Genomic DNA, 17,256 nt, shown 5'->3' with positions numbered 1-17,256 from the left:
CTTTCCTCCCGTCCGGGGCCGGGGGCGTGTCGTGCGGGGCGGTGGGTCAGGGCAGGGGGTGGGGGGCGGCGGCCGTGTGGTCGTCGAGGCGGGCGGGGCAGCCGGTGCGTTCGGGGGCGCTGTCCAGGCGGGGCCGGTTCCAGCTCCAGCGGTGGGTCTCGTCCATCCGCAGGTGCTGGTAGCCGGCCGGGACGACCTTGACGGCCTGCCAGCCCATGGAGGCGACGGTGGCGGGCAGGCGCGGGGTGAGGTCGACGACGACCGGGTCGGCGCCGTCGGCGAGGATCCCCGCGACGATGTCCTCGGTGCTGACCTCGGTGGGCGTCATGGGGCGGCGGCTCGGGGTGAACCCGGCGACCCAGTCGCTGACGGCGGTGTGGGCGCGGGGGGTGAGCATGTACTGGATCCGGTCGTGCTCGGTGACGAGGACCTCGGGCACCGGCCGGGGGTCGAGGCGGGCGGTCTCCAGGGCGGTGCGGACCTGCCAGGCCTCCTGGAGGGCGCCGAGGAGCGCGTCGTGCGGGCGGTCGGAGGCCTTCATGCCGACGGTGGCCAGGGCGCCGGGGCGGGCCGGTTCGACGAGGGAGGCGACGATGCACCACAGGCCGGGGACGGCGGTGGGGATGCGGGCCAGGGTGGGGGTGATGTCCGCGTCGAGGGCGCGCTGCCACAGGCCGCGCAGGGCTTCCGCGGTGGGCCGGTCGGCGGGGGTGGTGACGGCCGCGGCCGGGTCGGTGTAGGCGGGCAGTCGCAGCTGGCGGCCCCAGGCGACGGTGAAGGCGTCCCGCTCGATGACCTCGATGAGCGCGGAACGCAGCGCCATCGTGCGGGAGTTGCCCGCGGCGGCGCCCGAGGGCCCGGGGTCGAAGAGGGACGTCGGGGTGAGGGTGGGCCAGTCGACGAGGTCGGCGGGGACCATCACGGTGGCGCCGTCGCTCAGGCGCCGGCCGGGGACCCAGCCGAGGAAGGCGGTCGCGGCGTCGGGGTGGGCGAGGGCGTGCCGGGGGTGCTCGGGGTTCAGGGTGGGCCGGCCCAGGGTGGTGGCGGTGCCGCAGAGACCGGGCAGGGCCGGGTGCGGGTGCAGGGCGCGGCGTTCGACGGCCTCGCCGGCGCCGCGGAGCAGGGCGTCGGCGCGGGAGTGGCCGCTGGCGCCGGCGACGAGCGCCGAGAGGGGGACCTGGTCGTCGGTCATGCCCGGGACCGCGTGGAGCGCGACGGCGGCGCTCCACAGCGGGTTGGTGCCCCTGGGCGGGATGAGGGAGTAGCGGGAGGCGACTCCGGTGGTGGGGGCCAGGGTGCGCGGGATGTCGATCATCACGCGGCCGCCTGGACCGTGGAGGTGGGCCGCGGCGCGAAGGTGAAGAAGGGCAGCGGCTGGGTGTCGTCGGTGGTCAGGGCGGTGAGGGCGAGCAGGACGCCGGAGGAGCCGGTGGCGAGGTCGGTGGAGAGGCGGTAGCCGTGGTCGCCGAGGAAGTCGATGCGGCCGGGTTCGGCGGCGAGGGCCTCCCAGCCGAGGGCCTCGATGTGGGCGCCGAGCCGGCCGGGGGCTCCGGCGGTGTGGTCGGTGAGGGCGAGGACGGCGCCGGAGCGGCCGTTGAAGAGGCCGCAGGGGACGGCGAAGTGGGTCTGGACGGTGTCCAGGAGCTGGTCGTGGGCCTTGAGGAGGTCGGGGTCGGGCCGGTAGGCGGCGAGGGCGTGGGTGACCATGGCCAGGCCGGCGCTGCCGACGAGGCCGGGGCCCAGGCGCAGCCGGCTGTCGGCCTGGTCGAGGTCGATGGTCTCCAGGTCGGCGCGGAGTTCGACGGTGGCGGCGTCCAGGTAGGAGGTGTCGCCGGTGGCTTCGAAGAGGCGCAGCAGGAACAGGGCGTGGCCGGCGCGGCCGTGGACGAGGCCGACGCGCTTGGGGCCGGGCAGGGCGCTGTCGGGTCCGCCGAGGCGGGCCGCGATGCTGCGGGCCATGTCGAGGTACCCGCTGTCGCCGCGCCGTTCGGCGAGGTGGACGGCGGTGAGGCCGAGGCCGGACCAGCCGTTGGCGAGGGAGTCGCTGATGCCGGGGGCGGGGGTGGCGAAGGCGCGGGCCATGAGGGCGGCGGCTTCGTCGTGGCGGCCGAAGTGGTCGAGGGTGTACGCGATGCCGGCGAGGCCCGTGTAGAAGCCGGGGCCGTCGGTCTCGACGTCGCGGGAGTGGTCGGCGAGCCACTGGACGTGCTCGGCGGGCGGTTCGTGGCCGGTGTGGGACAGGGCCCACAGGATGCCGGCGGCGCCGTAGGCGAAGGTGGTGCCGCCGCCGGGGGCGAGGAACTGCATGGCGTCGCCGGGGTAGAGGCGGTCGGCGCGCTCGGGGGTGCCGGTGTCGATGATGGAGCGGGCGATCGTCTCGCGTACGGCGGCGTAGGAGGGGTCCTCGGGCCAGGGCGCCGAGAAGTCCTTGCCGGAGGTGAGGACCTCGGGGCCGAGGGCGTCCTCGATGGCGGTGACGAGGGAGGCCGGCAGGTCGAACTGTTCGGTGGCGACCTTGATGAGGGTGCGGACCTTGGCGACGCCCCACGGCACGACCTGGGGCATGGGGACGAACATCGTCAGGCGGAGCACGGCGAGGGCGAACAGGTCGACGTCGGCGCCGGTGATGTGGTGGGGGGCGTGGAAGCCTAGGGCGCCCATGGCCTGCTCGCTGTTCGCCTCGACGGGCGTGGAGGTCTCCATGTCGATGAAGGCCACGGTGTCGTCGGGCTTGACGAGGATGTTGCCGGGGTGGAGGTCGCCGAAGACGACGCCCCGTGCGTGCATGGCGGCGACGCCTTCGGAGACCTGGTCGAGGATGTCGAGGGCCCAGGTGGTGTAGGCGGCGCGGGCGGCCGGGGTGTTGTTGCCGTTGGTGAAGGGGTGACGGGTCCGCAGGACGTCGATGAGCGCCTCGCCCTCGACGAACTCGCGGGCCAGGAAGCGGTGTTCGTGTCCGTCGCGGTAGTCGAGCAGGGCGGGGACGGTGGGCAGTCCGGCGAGCTTGGTCAGGGCCCAGTGCTCGCGTTCCATGCGGGTGACGGCGTCCGCGCCGCTGCCGTCGAGGCCGGCGAGGGGGCGGGCCTCCTTGAGGAGGACCTCGGTGCCGGTGCGGTGGTCGACGGCGCGGTAGACGCCGCCGCCGTTGGAGAAGTGCAGGGCCTTGTAGACGCGGAACGGGAAGTCCTTGAGGGTGCCCTGCTTGCGGGTGAGGTGGGCCTCGGCGAGGAAGTCCGGGAGGGTGACCCACTCCGGCGGCTTGAAGGCGGGGCGGCGCAGGTCCGGGACCATCTCGCCGGCGGGGTTGCGGATGCCGGGGACGAGGGTGCCGTTGTCGGCGCGGGCCATCTTCAGGACGAAGCCGCCGTAACGGACGAAGAGGGGGCCCTGCTTCCAGCGCAGGTCGCTGAGGATGTAGGGGGCGGGGGTGCCGCCGACCAGTTCCTCCAGGTCGTTCAGCGTCTTTTCGAGGGAGGCGTCGGTCGGCGGGTAGATGGTGATGAACTTGCCGCTGGCGCTGCGGTCGCCGTACTTGCTGCCGCGGCGGCCGAGGATGTCGCGGTTGGAGATGTACTTGTACATCAGCTCGTGGTCCGCGCAGTACGGGGCGACCAGGTCGAGGAGCGTCGCCGCGTTGTCCGGCGAGGCCGAGACGTGGATCTTCCATCCCTGGTCGGGGATGTCGAGCACGGGCGGGGTGCAGACCGTCCATTCTCTTCCGCGGGTCACGGTCCAGCCTGGCGCCGGAATGCGGCCCGCGTGGAAGTCCTGGTCGGCGGCGCCGGTGTGGTCGGGGGCGTCGTAGAAGAGGGAGTCCTCGCGGCAGAAGTCGAGGAAGCGGAAGTCAAGCACGATACGTCTCCTGGCCGTGGATGCGTGCGGGTGCGGCGGTGGCCGCGGGGAAAGTGGACGGTGGCGCGGTCCCGGGTGTCAGGACGGGATGAAGGGGCTGATGTAGGTGCGGTAGGCGACTTCCCAGAGCGGGAGGGTGCCGGTGGCGACCTCGGCGGCTCCGGTGGGCTGCCCCGGGGTGCCGTCGACGGTCAGCCGGTAGCTGGTGACGGGCAGTTCGGGGGCTCCGTCGAGGGAGATGGGGAAGAAGGAGGAGAGCGGCGCGGTGCCGGGGCCGGGGGCGCCGGCGGCGATGGCCGCGGTGCCGACGACGGGGTGCAGGACCGGGCCGTTGGCGGTGAGGGTGACCTGCTGGCCGGGGGCGAGGCGGTCGGTGTCGGCGCCGTCGAGGAGGACCAGCTCGGTGTGCTGGCCGCGGGTGACGTAGGCGGCGGGGACGGTGTGGGTGACGGGCAGGAACATCAGCGCGCCGGCCGCCGCGGCGAGGGCGGCGGTCACCGGGACCACGCGGCGCGGTGCGGCGCCCGCGGCCCGTACTTCGCCGGCGAGCCGCTGGGCTCCGCGGACGAGGAAGTACAGGGCGTAGGAGAGGGCGGACCCGGCGAGGCAGACGCCGATGGTGCCGCCGCGCTGGAGGAGGTCGATCCACAGGTCGAGGGCCGTGGAGAGCAGGTACAGGGGGAAGGCCATGCAGGCCAGGCCGTACCAGGTGGTCCAGCGGGTGTCGAGCTCCCGGGTGTAGGTGCCGCCGAACAGGAGGCGGGCGAGGGCGCGCCGGGCGTCCGTCATGGCGCGGTCGCGCAGGTACGGGACGTCCACGTGGCTCATCAGGGCGATGTAGCCGTCGAGCTTGATGAAGGGGAGCAGGTTCAGCAGGCCGGTGAGGTAGCTGCCGAGGGCGAAGAACACCAGGCCGGTCTTGAGTCCGCCTTCTGCCAGCGGCCAGGCCGCGAGGGCGGCGGCTCCGGCGAGGAAGGTCTGGACGGTGGGTCCGGCGAGGGCGACGTGGACGCGCTGGCGGCGCTGGGGCAGGCGCCAGGAGTCGGACACGTCGCAGAAGAACGCGGGCATCAGGTAGAAGAGCATGATCCCGATGCGGGAGGGGCGGCCGCCGTAGCGGATCAGGGTGGCGGCGTGGCCCAGTTCGTGGATGGAGGTGCCGATGACGAGGCCGGCGAGGATGCCCAGGTAGGTGAGCGGCGAGAGCGGCCCGCTGAGGGAGCTCTTGACGAACGTGTGCTGGACGGCGAGGGCGATCAGTCCGACGAGGGCGGTCAGCAGGGCGGAGCCGATGACGGCGCGGTTGCCGAGGCGGGCGAACAGGGGCTGCAGGGCCTGCATGGCGCGGCCCGGGCGGAGCAGGGTCAGCTGGACGGTGAACGGCGGGATCATCTTGACGCGGGGGTCGGGTCCCGCGGCCTTCATGTCGCCGCGGTCGATCAGGCCGAGGCCGTCGAGGCGGTCGACCGCGACCGCGACGAGCTCGGGGGTCCAGGTGCGGCCCATGAGGCGGGCCAGGTCCTGGTGGTCGCGCTCGCCGTCGAAGTGCTCGGCGAGGTCGGCGACGGAGGGGGTCACGCGGATGTAGCGAGGGCCCCGCTGCAGCACCCACGTGCCGCCGTCGCCCATGGGCGGGTGGATCTCGGTGCCCGGGGCCCGGTTGGGCCGCCGCGTGTGCGCGGCGGGCGCAGCGGGTGGTGCGGTGGTGGCGCTCACGGTGGGTTCCTTAGCGGCGGGTCGGGGTGCGGGGGTGACCGTCGGGCCCTGCCGGGGGCTGCGGCGGTCGGGGGTGGTTCAGGGGCGCCCCCCGCCTCGGCCCGGCTCATTCGTTCTGCCGGAAGCCGGGCCGAGGCAGGATCTGCGGCGTTGCCGAAGCGCTGGGACCCGTGGTCCTCAGTCACCGAAGATCTGGTGAGGGGTGCTCACCGGGGAGTCGCGTCCTTGACGGGCTCGATCAGGTGAGGGCGATCGAGGTGGCGACGGCGGAGGAGACGCCGGCACCGATGGACACGCCGGTCCAGAAGCCCGGGGCCTCCAGCGCCTCCAGCTCCTGCATCTCCAGCTCGACGCCCGCTTCGGCGGTGATGTCGTCCGTCTTGATGATGTTCTCGGCCATGGTGGCTTTCCTTTCGGTGGGTGGTGCTCGGTGAACGGAAATGAGTGGTGTGGTGCGGTGACGCGGGTGGTGCGGTGATGCGGTCCGCGGGGTGCGGACGGGGGTGTTACGTGAGGCTGAAGGCCACGGAGACGACCGAGATGCCGACGCTCACGCCCACGCTGGTGGCCCAGCCCGGGGCCTCCAGGGCCTCCAGGTCCTGCATCTCCAGCTCCGAGACGGCCAGGTCCTGGAGTTCGGTCTCGACGTTGTCGTGCTCGCTCATGTGTTTCTCCTCTGTGGGTTGTTCCGGTGGTTTCCGGGGTGTCCCGTGGTGTCCGGGGTTTCCGGGGGTGGTGCGCAGAGCCCGTGGGCGGTCGCCGGGAGGGGTCCCGGCGGGCCGGCCGGTGGGATCAGGTCAGGCTCCAGGCGACGGAGACGACCGAGATGCCGACGCTGACACCGATGCTGGTGGCCCAGCCCGGGGCCTCCAGGGCCTCCAGCTCCTGCATCTCCAGCTCCGAGAGCGCCAGGTCCTGGAGCTCGGTCTCGATCGGGTTCTTGTCGCTCATGCGGTTCCTCCTCGGGAATGCTGCGGTGGGTGGTACGGCCGTGCGGGTGGTGCGGTGGTGCTCCATCACGGGCGCGCAGGGGACTGTGCGCCGTGGTGGTCCTGTCGGCCGCGGGCGCCGGGTGCGGCGCCTCGGGCGGCCTGGTCGGTGGCCTCGGTGAGGAGCGCGCGTACGTCGGCGGCGCTCAACTCGTCGAGGATGGGGAGGCCCGCTCCCCAGGCCCGCATGGTGCGGGTGGTGGCCCTGGCTATCTCGGTGCCGGTCGCGGTGACGGTGCGGTCGATGTGCCAGTGGCGCATCAGGGCCAGCAGGCCGTCGGCGGGGTCCTCGTCGAGCCAGGGGGCGTGGCCGCGCAGGGTGCTCCACAGGCGGCGGATGCGGTCGGGGCTGCCGAGGCGGGTGTCTCCGGCGAGGGTGCGCCGCCACAGCACCGGCCAGAGCGCGGAGACGGTCCGCATCTTGGCCAGGTTCAGGGTGGTGGAGAGTTCGTTGGCGATGGCCCAGCATTTGACGGCGTACGGGCTGCGGCCGATGTTGAGCAGGCCGATCTGGCTCTCGCCGCTCATCTCGGCGATGCGCAGGCGCAGTTCGGCGGGGACGGGCGTGCCGTGTGCGCGGTGGGCGGCCACGTGGTAGCCGGCGGCGAGGAGCCGGGCGGCGAGTTCCTCGACCTGGGCGTCCTGTTCGGGCAGGTCGGTGTGGTCGCCGGCGTACGGGCTGACGGTGCGGAAGAGGGCTTCGAGCACGCCGTCGGCAATCAGCTCGGGCGGCAGGGTGGCGGTGGCCTCGGCGGTCCACAGGGCGGCGACGGGCCGCAGGCAGGCGCCGGTGGCGAGGAGTTTCGCGCCGTCCTTGGCGAAGCAGGCGACGGTGCCCAGTTCGCTGCCGGTGCCCAGGGTGGTGGGGACGGCGAGGACCCGTACGGAGGTGCCGAGGGCGGGCGGCAGGACGAGGAAGCCGCTGCGCTGCGGGGAGTTCAGGTACTTGGGCAGTTCGGGCCGGGCGGCGGTGAGGGCGGCGAGTTTCGCGAAGTCGAGGGTGGTGCCGCCGCCGATGCCGATGACGAGTTCGCCGGGGGCGAGCAGGGCGGCGAGTTCGGTGGTGGCACGGACCCCGCCGGCCGGGTCGAGGGTGACGAGGCGGGGGTCGAGGCCGGCGGCGCGGACCTGTGCGCAGACCAGGGTGGTGACGCTCTGGCCGGCGACGGCCGGGTCGGCGAGGACGGTGACGGCCGGGGCGCCGTCGCGGCGCAGCCAGTCGGCGAGTTCGCCGATGGAGCGCAGCGGGGGTGCCGGCGGGACGAACGGGGGGCGGATGGCGCCCTTGCGGGCCCTGGCCCGGGCCGGTGCGGTGGCGTCGGTCGGGGCTGCGGTCGGGGCGGCAGGGGCCATGGGGTGGGTGTCCGGGAGGGTCGGGGCGGATCCGAGGGCGGCGTGGCGGGCGCCGGGTACAGCGGTGGTACTCACGTCAGCTCCTTGACCACGAGCACTCGTGCTCTGCATCGGTTACGGTGTGGGTTCCTGCCTCGGCCCGGCTCATTCCTTTGCCGGAAGCGGGGCCGAGGCAGGATCTGCGGCCGGGGGTCGTACCGCAGGGGGCGAGCGGGGCTCGCCGGTGGGGAAGGACGGGACGGGGGGACGTACCCGCCGTTCCCTCGGTTCTTGTGACGCGCGGCCGTACGGGCCCCGTGGGGCGGTACTGCCGGTGTGCGGGCCGTCGTCGCCCCTCAGGTCCTCAGGTCGCTGAGGCCGACCGGGCCGGCCGGGCCGCTGGGGCTTCCGGCGGAGCCGGGGTGGATCAGGTCGCGACGACGACCGAGACGCTGACCATGGTGCCGATCGAGACGCCGGTCCAGAAGCCCGGGGATTCGAGGGCTTCGAGCTCCTGCATCTCCAGCTCGGTGGTCTCCGGCTGGAACTCCTCGGTGGCCGGGGCGGTGATCTGGTCGGTGGGGTTCTGCTCGGTCATGGCGGTTTCCCTTGGTGTGGTGGTGCGGAGCGGTGGGTGTGGTGCGGGTGGTGGCGTGGTGCGGGTGGTGGTGCGGTGCGGGTGGTGTGCGCCGGGTGTGGTGCGGGGTCAGTTCCGGGCGGCGGACGGTGCGGTGGGCAGCAGGGCGTCCAGTCCGCTCTCGACGCAGGCCATGAGCTCGTCGAGCTCGGCGTCGGAGTAGGTCAGGGCGGGGACGAGCTGGATGCCGGCGGGGCCGGGGTGGACGATGGCGCCGGCCTGCCTGATCCGGGTGACCAGGTGGGCGACGCCGGCTCCGGAGAGGCGGTTGCCGCCCGGGGAGGCGATGTGCAGGGTGCGGAAGCAGCCCTTCCCGGAGGCGCCGACCACCAGGGGGTGGCGGGCGATCAGGTCCTCGACGGCGGCGTCGAGGCGGGCGGCGAGCGCCCGGCCGGCGACGACGGCGTTCAGGCGGTGCATCTCGGCGATCGTCGCGCCGATGGCGGCGCACGGTATGGAGCTGCCGCCCTGGGTCTCGGCGTGCGTGAGGATCGCGTCGTGCCCGATGAAGGCGTCGGCTATCTCTTGGGAGAAGACCACGGCGGAGGCCGGGCAGGTGCCGTTGGTGAGGCCCTTGGACGTGATGAGCACGTCCGGCTGTCCGGGCCAGGTCTGGGAGGCGAAGAAGGTGCCGGTGCGGCCGAAGCCGGTGGCGACCTCGTCGGCGACCAGCAGGTAGCCGGTTTCGTCGCGCAGCCGGACCAGTTCGGCGATGTACTCCTCGTCGAGGGGTACGGTGCCGGTGCCGAGGACCGGTTCGACGACGACGGCGGCGATCTGGTCGCCGCTGCGGGCCACGAGGTCGCGCAGTTCGCCGGCGTCGTTGGGCGTGACGTGCCGGATGAGCCGCTGGTCGACTCCGTAGACCCGCTGTCCGAGGTCCTCGCCGGTGAGGGCGAAGCCTCCGAAGGTCAGGCCGTGGAAGCTGCCGCGCAGGGCGACGACCAGGTTGCGGCGGGGCCGGCCGGCCAGGGCGTGGTAGTGCCGGACGAGTTTCATCGCGGCGTCGTTGGCGGCGCCGCCGCCGGAGGAGAACAGCACCCGGGCGTAGTGCTCGGGTCCGCACACCTGGAGGAGGGCGTCGGCGGCCCGCCGGGCGTAGGTGTTCTCGAAGCGGAAGGAGTTGAGGTAGGAGCCGGTGGTGGCGGCTTCGGCGATCGCGGCGGCGATCGCCTCGTTGCCGTAGCCGAGGTTGGCGTTCCACAGTCCGCTGTCGGCGTCGAGGGCGACGCTGCCGTCGGCGAAGGTGACGCGGTGCCCCCGGGCGGAGACGGCGCAGAGGCCGTCGTCGCCGTGGGTGCTCGGGGGGATCAGGTAGGGCCAGAGGGCGGAGGTGGTCATGGGGTGGCCTGTGCCTTCAGCAGGGCGACGCGGTGGCGTTCGCCGGGACCGGTCAGTTCTCGGCGTCCGGTGACCGTGAGGCCCGCCGCGGCGAGTTCGGCCTCGGTCACGGCGGCGCTCATGGTGGACACCGCGTCGACGCAGACGGTGACCGGGCCGGGCCCGGGCGCCGCGGGGACGATGGTGACGTTGCGGTGGGCGGCCCCTTCGGGCCAGTACTCGTACATGTCGTAGGTGGTGCCGCTCGCTCCGGTCACCCGGGCGCTGACCTCGGTGGGTCCGCCGGCGTCGCCGCGTTCCATGACGGACACGAGGAACTGTCCGCCGGGGGCGAGGTGGGCGGCGACGGCCCGGTAGAGGCCGGCGCGCTGGGCGGCGTCGAGCAGGGACAGGGAGGTGGTGCCGAGGACGATGTGGCCGTAGGTGCGGCCCAGGTCGAAGGCGGACATGTCGGCGTGGACGACGGTGGCGCGTTCGCGGAGCCTTCGGGGGGCTGCGGCGAGCCGGGCGTCGAGCAGGGCGAGCATGTCGGTGGACAGGTCGAGGGCGGTGACCTCGCGTCCGATGGCCAGGAGCGGGAGGGTGAAGCGGCCCGAGCCGGCGGCCAGGTCGAGTACGGCTCCGTCGGCGGAGCGTACGGCGGCGAGGATCTCGCGGACCTCGAAGCCGTCGGCGGCGGCGAGGTCGTCGTAGACGGGGGCGCCCGCGGTGTCGTACATCCCGCAGAGGCGGGCCCGGTCGCCGAGTTCGGCGACGCGCAGGCCGGCCCGGCCGGGGAGGGCGCGGGGGGCGGGTGCGGTCAGGGTCGTGGCGGTCATCGGACACCGGCCGGGATGCGGGCGTCGAGGCGGATGCCCCGGTCGGCGAAGAAGGTGCGGACCCGGTCGAGGACGGCCGGGGCGGCGAAGTCCTCGGCGGCGTCCTGGGCGGCCAGCAGGGCTTCGAGGGCCCGGGCGGTGGTGTGGCCGATGGTGAAGACGCGGCCGGAGTGGACGGCGTAGGCCTGGTCGGGGGTGAACAGCACCAGCGGCAGGCCGGCGTCGAGGAGGTCGCTCTCGTGACCGGCGGCGGACAGGCCCGGGGTGAGGCGGGCGCCGAAGCCGGAGACCTTCAGGCCGCCGATGTCCTGGGCGGTCAGCGTGCGCAGGGCCCTGACCGCGGCGAGGTAGCGGGCCAGGAAGGGGCGGACCTGGAGGGCCGCGGTCCGGGCCTCCTCGGGCACGACGGCGCCGAGGCTGACGGCGCAGGGGACTTCGCTGGCGGCGTTGACGTGTTCGAAGCGGGTGGCGAGGACCTCGGGCGCCTCGCCGACGGTGCCGAGGGGGGTGCCGCCCGGTGAGGTGGACACCGAGCCGTCGGGGCCGACGTACAGGCGCAGGCCGGGTCCGTCCTCCTGGCCGGCGGCGCCGAGGGCGGCGAGGTCGGCGATGACGACGGAGGGGGTGATGAGGAACTCGGGGAAGACGCCCTGGGCGAAGGCCCGGTCGGCGTCGGCGCAGAAGGCCGCGAAGTCCTCGGTGCCGAAGACGCGTACCAGGGTGGGGCCGAGCACCGACATGTAGGCGCTGGAGGCGTAGTCCTGGGTCTGGAGGTAGAAGTCCTCGCCGAGGGCGAAGTCGGCGCCCGGCTCGGCGAGGGACCCCTCGTAGCCGACGACCTGGGCGGCTTCGTCGCCGTCGGCGCTGCCGGGGGCGAAGACGAGGGTGCCCGGGCCGACGAGGCCGGAGGCCGTGAGGGCGGCGAGGTGGGCGCGGTCGGCGAGCACGATGGTGGCGACCGAGCCCGTGGGGACTCCTGCCGGGCGTGCGCCGCCCGAGCCCCACGACATGATGTGCTCCTTCGCGCGTCTGCGCGCTTGCGTTTCCATTGCAGTCCCGTCCTTGATGGCCTGGTGTCCTGGTGAGTCCTGGTTCCGTGGTGGTGCCGTGCGGTTCACGTGGTGGCGCGGAGGATCGCCTGGAGGTCGCCGAGCGCCTCCTGGGTGCCGAACATCTTGTTGACGCCGGTGGTGTTGAGTACGACCTCGTCGACGCCGGCGTCGCCGTACGCGGCGAGCCGTTTGGCGACGGTGTCCAGGTCGCCGGCGACGAACGCGCCCACGTCGACCACGCCCCGGGCCACCGACTTCACGTCCTCGCCCGCCACGTCCACACCGGCCCGCCGGAGCATGTCCAGGTAGTGCGGTGCCTGCATGTGGGCGTAGTTGCTCGCCATCGCGAGGCGTTCGGGTTCGGTGCCCTCGCGGTCGATCCCGACGGGGACCATCGCGACGATGCGCGGCCGTGTGGTGCGGCCGGCCCGGGCCATGCCCTCCTCCACGGCGGGGATCAGCACCTCGTGGATGTAGGAGGGCGGGGTGAGCCAGGTGATGACCGTGTCGGCCACCTCGCCGGCCAGGCGGGCCATGCCGGGGCGCAGGACACCGAGTCCGACGTCGACGCGGGGCGCGGCGCTGGGGGCGAGCTGTGCCTGGAAGCGGAAGTGGGGGCCGTCCATCTCGACGTGTTCGCCGTCCAGCAGGCGCCGTACGGCGGTGACGTACTGGCGTGCCACGGAGAGGGGTTTGTCGTACGGGGCCCCCAGGATGTTCGCCTGGAAGGCCGGGGCTCCCGGGCCGAAGCCCGCGATGACCGGGTGGCCGGTGGTGAGGGCCACCGAGCGGGCCTGGTTCGCGGCCTCGAAGGGGTGCCGCAGCGGCATCAGCGTCACACCGAAGCCCGTCGGAACCCTGAAGCCGGCCCCCGCGGCCCCGACGAAGGTCTGGTGGGGTTCCAGGATCATCGACTGCCCCTGCCACAGGCGCAGCGCCGAGGTCCAGTTCACCAGCCCCGCGAAGGGGAGTGCCTGCTCCAATCGGCGCGGCACGAAAGGTATCAGGACCGAAAAGTCCGTCATGGCGGTAGACGTCTCTCTGGTAGAGGGGGCGGGGGCGGGAGGGGTGGTGCGTGGCCGGCGGCGGTGCGGCGCGGGTGGCGCGGCGGGCCCGGCGGGCCTGGGGTGGTGCGGGTGCGCGGTGCGGTGGTGCTCGCTGCGGGTGGTGCTCGGTGCGGTTGCGCTTCGTGCGGTGGTGCGGGTGGTGCTTCGTGCGGTGGTTCTCGGTGGGGGTGACGCCGGGTGCGCGGGTCCGTCCGGTGGTCGGCCGGTCGGGCCCTCGCGGGCCGGGTCAGCCCCAGTCGTTGGTCTCCTTGCACAGGGGGGCCAGCACCGATCCGAGCGGGTCCGGGAGCCGGCCGGCCACCGCGTCGAGGAGCGTGCAGGGCGTGACCGGCTGGACCACGGGGGCGGGCTGGGGCACCGGCGTGGTCCCGTCGGCCTGGGCGGCGCCCTGGCCCGCGAGGGTCAGCAGCCCCCCGGCCAGCAGTACCGCCGCGGCGCGAGCGCCTCGGCGAGCGATGCCGGCCTGAACACCCACAGCGGCAGTGCGGTTCACGTTGTCCCCCAGTGATCGGATGGTGCGGTCTTCGGTCTGCGGTCTTCGGTCTGCGTTTCCGTTCCCGTTGCTTCCTTGCGAGGACAACTCTGCCTTCGCTCAAGCCCTGTTCGAGGGCTCTGACCGTGCAGCATCCTGCGCCTTCCCGTGCCGTTTCCTGCACGCCCCGCGAGCGCCCCCGCCCGCCGCCGTTCCGCCGTCCCCACCAGCCCCACGGGCCCCATGGGTCACGCCCGCCCATGGCGCCACGGCATCCCGCCGATGTATCTCTTACTCCTGGTAAATCGGCCATGAACACAGGGGGGAACTGTGGCGCAGCCAAGTCTGGAGTTCTTGGGCCTCGGCCCAGCCGAGGAGGCCCTTTACCGGGAACTCCTCCGCCGGGGGACGACCGAGCCGGGTCAACTTCACGCCACCGACGACACCCTCGCGCGGGTCACCGAACTGGGGCTCGCGACCAAGACGCTCACCGGCGCGCTCAGACCGGCCCAGCCTTCGAGAGCCGTCGAACGCCTCATCGAGAACATGGTGACCCGGCTCCAGGACGAACTGGAGGAGGCCGCGCGCCGGCAGGGGATCCTGGACTCCTTGCTGAGCGAGCGCGAGCCGGCCCCGCGCGCTCCGGTGGCCGCCCCGCACGACGCTCCCGCCGTCCAGCAGATCGAGGGGATGGACGCGGTGCGCTCGGCGATCGACGAGCTGACGTTCTTCGCGCGGACGGAGAACCTGACGACCAATCCGTACGGGATCCTCACCCCCGAGTCGATCGACATCTCCCGGCCGCTGGACCTGCGGGTGCTGCGGCGGGGCGTACGGATGCGCACCCTGATGGCCTCGCCCGCGCTCGACGATCCGACCACCATGGCGTACCTGCGCGAGCTCGCCGCCAAAGGGGCCCGGATCCGGATCTCCCACCAGCCCCTCGAACGCATGATCATCTGCGATCGGGCGGCCGCGCTCACGCCGATGGATCCGGCGCATACCGCCAAGGGGGCGCTCCTCACCCGCGAACCGGGCCTGGTGGCCACGCTGGTCGCCCTCTTCGAACGGATGTGGGCGATGGCGCAGGAGCTGCCGACGCAGGACACGGAGCAGCCCACGGAGATCGAGCGCAGGATCCTGCGCACGCTCTACAACGCGGACAAGGACGAGACCGGCGCCCGCGACCTCAACATCTCAGTCCGCACTTACCGCAAGCACATCGCGACGCTGATGCAGCGCCTGAACGCCGCCAACCGCTTCCAGGCGGCCCTCCTGGCACAGGAGAAGGGCTGGCTGTAGGGACGTACGTCCCGGGCGGGTCCGCCGCGCCGCAGCCGGCGGGACCCGCCCCCGAGAATTTTTTCCGGGCGGCTGTCACATCCGTGCGGCGGCGCGGGTCATAGGGGTGTCGAGCACAGCAACCCCGCCCCCGAGGAGCCCCCGATGTCCACCACCGCCACCGTCGTCACCCTGGTCGCCGCGTTCATGGCCGGTTTCTCCGGCGCCTCGATCTTCTTCGGGGCCAAGTTCACCGTCGAGCCCCTCGCCGCCTACGGTGTGCCCCGCAGCTGGTGGAACTGGCTCGGCGCCGCGAAGGCCGCCGGGGCGGCCGGTCTGGTCGCGGGACTCTTCGTCCCCGCGATCGGCGTCGCCGCCGCCATCGGGCTCGTCCTCTACTTCACGGGCGCCGTCATCACCGTGCTGCGCGCCCGCTCCTACGCCCACGTCGCGTTCCCGATGGTCTACGCCGCCCCGGCCGTCGCCGTCCTCGCCCTGATCTGAGCGGCGGGGGCGTGCGGTACCGGGTACTGCGCGTCAGCGCGGCCGCGGGGACCGGGCCACGGCGGGAACGCCGTGGCCCCCGCCGTGGCCCGGTCCTTCGCACCGCGCCGGGGCGCTCAGCCGACGCGTTCGACGCGCGCCCGCCGGATGAGGTTCTTCCCGGGCTCCCGCACCTGCTCGAAAGCCGCGTTGTTCAGCAGCGCGCAACTGCCCGACGGACCCGTCACCGTCACCGTCGTCGCCCGGCCGTTGTCCAGGTTCGTCACCTTCAGCTTCGTCCCCACCGGGAACGTCCCACTGCTCGCCGCCGGAGCACCCGCCTCACCGGACAACGTCACCGTCGACCCCGGGCAGACGACCTGCCCGGTCGCCGACGGCACCTTCGGACCGGCCGCACCGGCACCGGGCGTGGAACCGGCCGCAGGACCCGCCGGCGCACCGGCCTGCGCTCCCCCGCCGCCCGACACGCGTTCGACGCGCGCCCGCCGGATGAGGTTCTTCCCGGGCTCCCGCACCTGCTCGAAGGCCGCGTTGTTCAGCAGCGCGCAACTGCCCGACGGACCCGTCACCGTCACCGTCGTCGCCCGGCCGTTGTCCAGGTTCGTCACCTTCAGCCTCGTCCCCACCGGGAACGTCCCACTGCTCGCCGCCGGAGCACCCGCCTCACCGGACAACGTCACCGTCGACCCCGGGCAGACGACGTCGGGGGCCGCGGCGTGGCCGGTCGCCACCGTGACGGCGACGCCGCCGGTCACCAGCGCTCCCGCGACCACGGTGAACACGAGCTTCTTCACAGGACTCATGGTCCGTTTTCTGGACACTGACACTCCTCGATCCGATGGACGCTCCCCCACGACCTGCATACGGCCCGGGGTCGGACGCGAGTTCAGTTTTGTCACCGCTCCACAAATCCGCCTGCGACAGGTTTCGGCGCGGTTCGGGCACGAGACACCGCGCACCACGCCTCCGTGACAGCGTGCGGCCCGGATCACTTCACGGGATCGGCGGTCAGTTCTTCGCGCAGCAGCTCCGGCGCGTGCCGGTAGCCCATGATCAGGACGTCGCGCACGGCCGCCTTCGACGGGTCCACGGGAAGGATCGGACGCACCGCGTGGAGGATCTGGGCGTCGGCCCAGAACATGGTGTCCATCTGCTCGGTGAGGCAGAACTCGGTGACCAGTTCCCGGTCGAGGCCGTACACCTGCGATTCCCCGCCCCGGGCGTTGAAGCGGCCCATGAGGTGGATGACCCCGAAGTCGACCTCGTCGCGGTGCGGGCCCTCGGGGGTCGGCTCGCCCGTCTCGTCCGGGGTGCTGATGATGCGGAACTGGTGGCACTGGACGTCCCAGGGGTCGTCGAGCCAGGTGTCCTCGGGGACCGGGAACCGTTCGAAGTCGGACCGCAGGAGCCGGGTGAGGAGCGGGTTGTCCAGGGTGGTGCGGCTGAGCGGTGCGACGTCGCGGTCGATGCCGCCGGCGTAGTCGTTGGCGCCCATCGACTGGAAGTAGGGGCGGTGCGGGCGCAGCCGGACCTCTCCGGTGCGGGGGACGAAGAAGAACCGGTCGTAGCGGCGTTCCCGGAACCGGGACCCGCCCTTCAGGTACTGGTCCGTCTCCAGGTTCTCCCATTCGGCGGCCAGTTCCTTGACGTGCTGCCTCAATTCGGCGTCGATGACGAGCCGGTCGGCCGGAATCAATGAATATCCACTGGTCCGCAGTTCTTCTCGCACCTTGTTCTGCATTGCTGGCTCCTCCGTGCCGGATGTCACGCACTCCTGCTCCCCGAGGTTCCCACAGTGCTGCTGACGCTGAACTGACAGGGCGGACGGGTCAGGAGGACGTCAGCCGGTCGTCACACGGCCTGTGGTTCACTCGGCCGGTATGACAGAACAATTGGTGTCCTCACCCAGATCGGAACGCCGCTCGGTTCTGGAAGAAATCGTCGTGGCGGAATTCAAGACGGCACTGCTCATGCCCGAAGACGAGGAGCTGCCGCTGGAGGACAGCTTCTTCGAGCTGGGCATGACGTCCTTGCTGCTCACTCTGGTCAAGCAGCGGCTGGAGGGGCAGCTGGGGCGGGGCATCAGCAGCACGGCCCTGTTCAACCAGCCCACCGTCGAGCGGTTGACGGATTATCTGGCCTCCGAAGTACTGGCCGACATCTTCGACGCGAACTGAGAGAGGCGGCCGCCATGC

General features: G+C 72.9%; 18 protein-coding genes. 3 read left to right on the top strand and 15 right to left on the bottom strand.

The features are described from left to right. Nucleotides 1–46 precede the first annotated feature (46 nt). The 13 genes from AC07B0_RS35535 to AC07B0_RS35475 form a co-directional block, all read right to left on the bottom strand. Entirely contained in the window at nt 47–1,315 is a 1,269-nt protein-coding gene (locus AC07B0_RS35535) for a YcaO-like family protein (protein WP_469382541.1), read from the bottom strand. Next, on the bottom strand, nt 1,315–3,852 hold the full coding sequence (gene lanKC / locus AC07B0_RS35530) for a class III lanthionine synthetase LanKC (protein ID WP_467298915.1): 2,538 nt from the start codon (nt 3,850–3,852) through the stop codon (nt 1,315–1,317). The genes AC07B0_RS35535 and lanKC overlap by 1 nt, the downstream gene beginning before the upstream one ends. 78 nt (nt 3,853–3,930) lie before the next feature. Beyond that, nucleotides 3,931–5,568, bottom strand: coding sequence for a daptide biosynthesis intramembrane metalloprotease (mpaP, locus tag AC07B0_RS35525; RefSeq protein WP_356883034.1), 1,638 nt, complete (start codon nt 5,566–5,568; stop codon nt 3,931–3,933). Between the two features lie 238 nt (nt 5,569–5,806). Continuing rightward, the gene (locus AC07B0_RS35520) at nt 5,807–5,968 is read right to left on the bottom strand and encodes a daptide-type RiPP (RefSeq protein ID WP_356883036.1); all 162 of its coding nucleotides are present in this window, start codon (nt 5,966–5,968) and stop codon (nt 5,807–5,809) included. 106 nt (nt 5,969–6,074) lie between these two features. After that, nucleotides 6,075–6,233, bottom strand: a complete 159-nt coding sequence (locus tag AC07B0_RS35515) for a daptide-type RiPP (RefSeq protein ID WP_356883038.1) — start codon at nt 6,231–6,233, stop codon at nt 6,075–6,077. A 127-nt stretch (nt 6,234–6,360) separates the two neighbouring features. Then, nucleotides 6,361–6,519, bottom strand: coding sequence for a daptide-type RiPP (locus tag AC07B0_RS35510; RefSeq protein ID WP_356883040.1), 159 nt, complete (start codon nt 6,517–6,519; stop codon nt 6,361–6,363). Nucleotides 6,520–6,584: 65 nt separating this feature from the next. Continuing rightward, nucleotides 6,585–7,985 (bottom strand): daptide-type RiPP biosynthesis dehydogenase, encoded by a 1,401-nt coding sequence (gene mpaC / locus AC07B0_RS35505; RefSeq protein WP_478900025.1) that lies wholly within the window; start codon nt 7,983–7,985, stop codon nt 6,585–6,587. Nucleotides 7,986–8,316: 331 nt separating this feature from the next. Next, a complete protein-coding gene (locus tag AC07B0_RS35500; RefSeq protein ID WP_478900023.1) occupies nt 8,317–8,487 on the bottom strand; it encodes a daptide-type RiPP in 171 nt (56 codons plus the stop codon). Nucleotides 8,488–8,595: 108 nt separating this feature from the next. Beyond that, entirely contained in the window at nt 8,596–9,867 is a 1,272-nt protein-coding gene (mpaD, locus tag AC07B0_RS35495; protein WP_356883046.1) for a daptide-type RiPP biosynthesis aminotransferase, read from the bottom strand. Continuing rightward, nucleotides 9,864–10,685, bottom strand: a complete 822-nt coding sequence (mpaM, locus tag AC07B0_RS35490) for a daptide-type RiPP biosynthesis methyltransferase (protein ID WP_467298926.1) — start codon at nt 10,683–10,685, stop codon at nt 9,864–9,866. The genes mpaD and mpaM overlap by 4 nt, the downstream gene beginning before the upstream one ends. Next, the gene (gene mpaB, locus AC07B0_RS35485; RefSeq protein WP_467298928.1) at nt 10,682–11,734 is read right to left on the bottom strand and encodes a daptide biosynthesis RiPP recognition protein; all 1,053 of its coding nucleotides are present in this window, start codon (nt 11,732–11,734) and stop codon (nt 10,682–10,684) included. Before mpaB ends, mpaM begins: the two co-directional genes overlap by 4 nt. A gap of 65 nt (nt 11,735–11,799) precedes the next feature. Next, nucleotides 11,800–12,762: an LLM class flavin-dependent oxidoreductase gene (locus AC07B0_RS35480; protein ID WP_478900022.1), complete on the bottom strand. Its 963-nt coding sequence runs from the start codon at nt 12,760–12,762 to the stop codon at nt 11,800–11,802. Nucleotides 12,763–13,030: 268 nt separating this feature from the next. Beyond that, complete coding sequence (locus AC07B0_RS35475; RefSeq protein WP_356883054.1) at nt 13,031–13,279, bottom strand: hypothetical protein; 249 nt, start codon at nt 13,277–13,279, stop codon at nt 13,031–13,033. A gap of 327 nt (nt 13,280–13,606) precedes the next feature. On the opposite strand from AC07B0_RS35475, the gene AC07B0_RS35470 reads away from it, so the two are divergent. Beyond that, nucleotides 13,607–14,578 (top strand): LuxR C-terminal-related transcriptional regulator, encoded by a 972-nt coding sequence (locus AC07B0_RS35470; RefSeq protein WP_469382537.1) that lies wholly within the window; start codon nt 13,607–13,609, stop codon nt 14,576–14,578. Between the two features lie 144 nt (nt 14,579–14,722). Beyond that, nucleotides 14,723–15,061 (top strand): DoxX family protein, encoded by a 339-nt coding sequence (locus AC07B0_RS35465; protein ID WP_356883058.1) that lies wholly within the window; start codon nt 14,723–14,725, stop codon nt 15,059–15,061. 116 nt (nt 15,062–15,177) lie between these two features. On the opposite strand, the gene AC07B0_RS35460 is transcribed toward AC07B0_RS35465, so the two are convergent. Then, nucleotides 15,178–15,864 (bottom strand): RlpA-like double-psi beta-barrel domain-containing protein, encoded by a 687-nt coding sequence (locus AC07B0_RS35460; RefSeq protein ID WP_478900020.1) that lies wholly within the window; start codon nt 15,862–15,864, stop codon nt 15,178–15,180. A 185-nt stretch (nt 15,865–16,049) separates the two neighbouring features. Then, on the bottom strand, nt 16,050–16,802 hold the full coding sequence (locus tag AC07B0_RS35455; RefSeq protein WP_356883062.1) for a 2OG-Fe dioxygenase family protein: 753 nt from the start codon (nt 16,800–16,802) through the stop codon (nt 16,050–16,052). A 202-nt stretch (nt 16,803–17,004) separates the two neighbouring features. Here AC07B0_RS35455 and AC07B0_RS35450 point away from each other — a divergent pair, with 202 nt between their 5' ends. Beyond that, nucleotides 17,005–17,238 carry an acyl carrier protein gene (locus AC07B0_RS35450; RefSeq protein WP_356883064.1) on the top strand — a complete coding sequence of 78 codons (234 nt, stop codon included), beginning with the start codon at nt 17,005–17,007 and terminating at the stop codon, nt 17,236–17,238. The last annotated feature ends 18 nt before the right edge of the window (nt 17,239–17,256 follow it).

The organism is Streptomyces sp. NPDC044704 (genome assembly GCF_056433525.1).
The sequence above is the reverse complement of the archived record's forward strand: the minus strand, read 5'-3'. Positions and strand labels throughout refer to the sequence as shown.

Excerpts from the sequence above, each read along its gene's own strand:
- AC07B0_RS35480 (WP_478900022.1), bottom strand. The coding sequence starts at position 12,762 with ATGACGGACTTTTCGGTCCTGATACCTTTCGTGCCGCGCCGATTGGAG.
- AC07B0_RS35535 (WP_469382541.1), bottom strand. The coding sequence starts at position 1,315 with ATGATCGACATCCCGCGCACCCTGGCCCCCACCACCGGAGTCGCCTCC.
- mpaM (WP_467298926.1), bottom strand. The coding sequence starts at position 10,685 with ATGACCGCCACGACCCTGACCGCACCCGCCCCCCGCGCCCTCCCCGGC.
- mpaB (WP_467298928.1), bottom strand. The coding sequence starts at position 11,734 with ATGGAAACGCAAGCGCGCAGACGCGCGAAGGAGCACATCATGTCGTGG.
- AC07B0_RS35520 (WP_356883036.1), bottom strand. The coding sequence starts at position 5,968 with ATGGCCGAGAACATCATCAAGACGGACGACATCACCGCCGAAGCGGGC.
- AC07B0_RS35460 (WP_478900020.1), bottom strand. The coding sequence starts at position 15,864 with ATGAGTCCTGTGAAGAAGCTCGTGTTCACCGTGGTCGCGGGAGCGCTG.
- AC07B0_RS35515 (WP_356883038.1), bottom strand. The coding sequence starts at position 6,233 with ATGAGCGAGCACGACAACGTCGAGACCGAACTCCAGGACCTGGCCGTC.
- AC07B0_RS35455 (WP_356883062.1), bottom strand. The coding sequence starts at position 16,802 with ATGCAGAACAAGGTGCGAGAAGAACTGCGGACCAGTGGATATTCATTG.
- AC07B0_RS35500 (WP_478900023.1), bottom strand. The coding sequence starts at position 8,487 with ATGACCGAGCAGAACCCCACCGACCAGATCACCGCCCCGGCCACCGAG.
- AC07B0_RS35465 (WP_356883058.1), top strand. The coding sequence starts at position 14,723 with ATGTCCACCACCGCCACCGTCGTCACCCTGGTCGCCGCGTTCATGGCC.
- AC07B0_RS35510 (WP_356883040.1), bottom strand. The coding sequence starts at position 6,519 with ATGAGCGACAAGAACCCGATCGAGACCGAGCTCCAGGACCTGGCGCTC.
- mpaD (WP_356883046.1), bottom strand. The coding sequence starts at position 9,867 with ATGACCACCTCCGCCCTCTGGCCCTACCTGATCCCCCCGAGCACCCAC.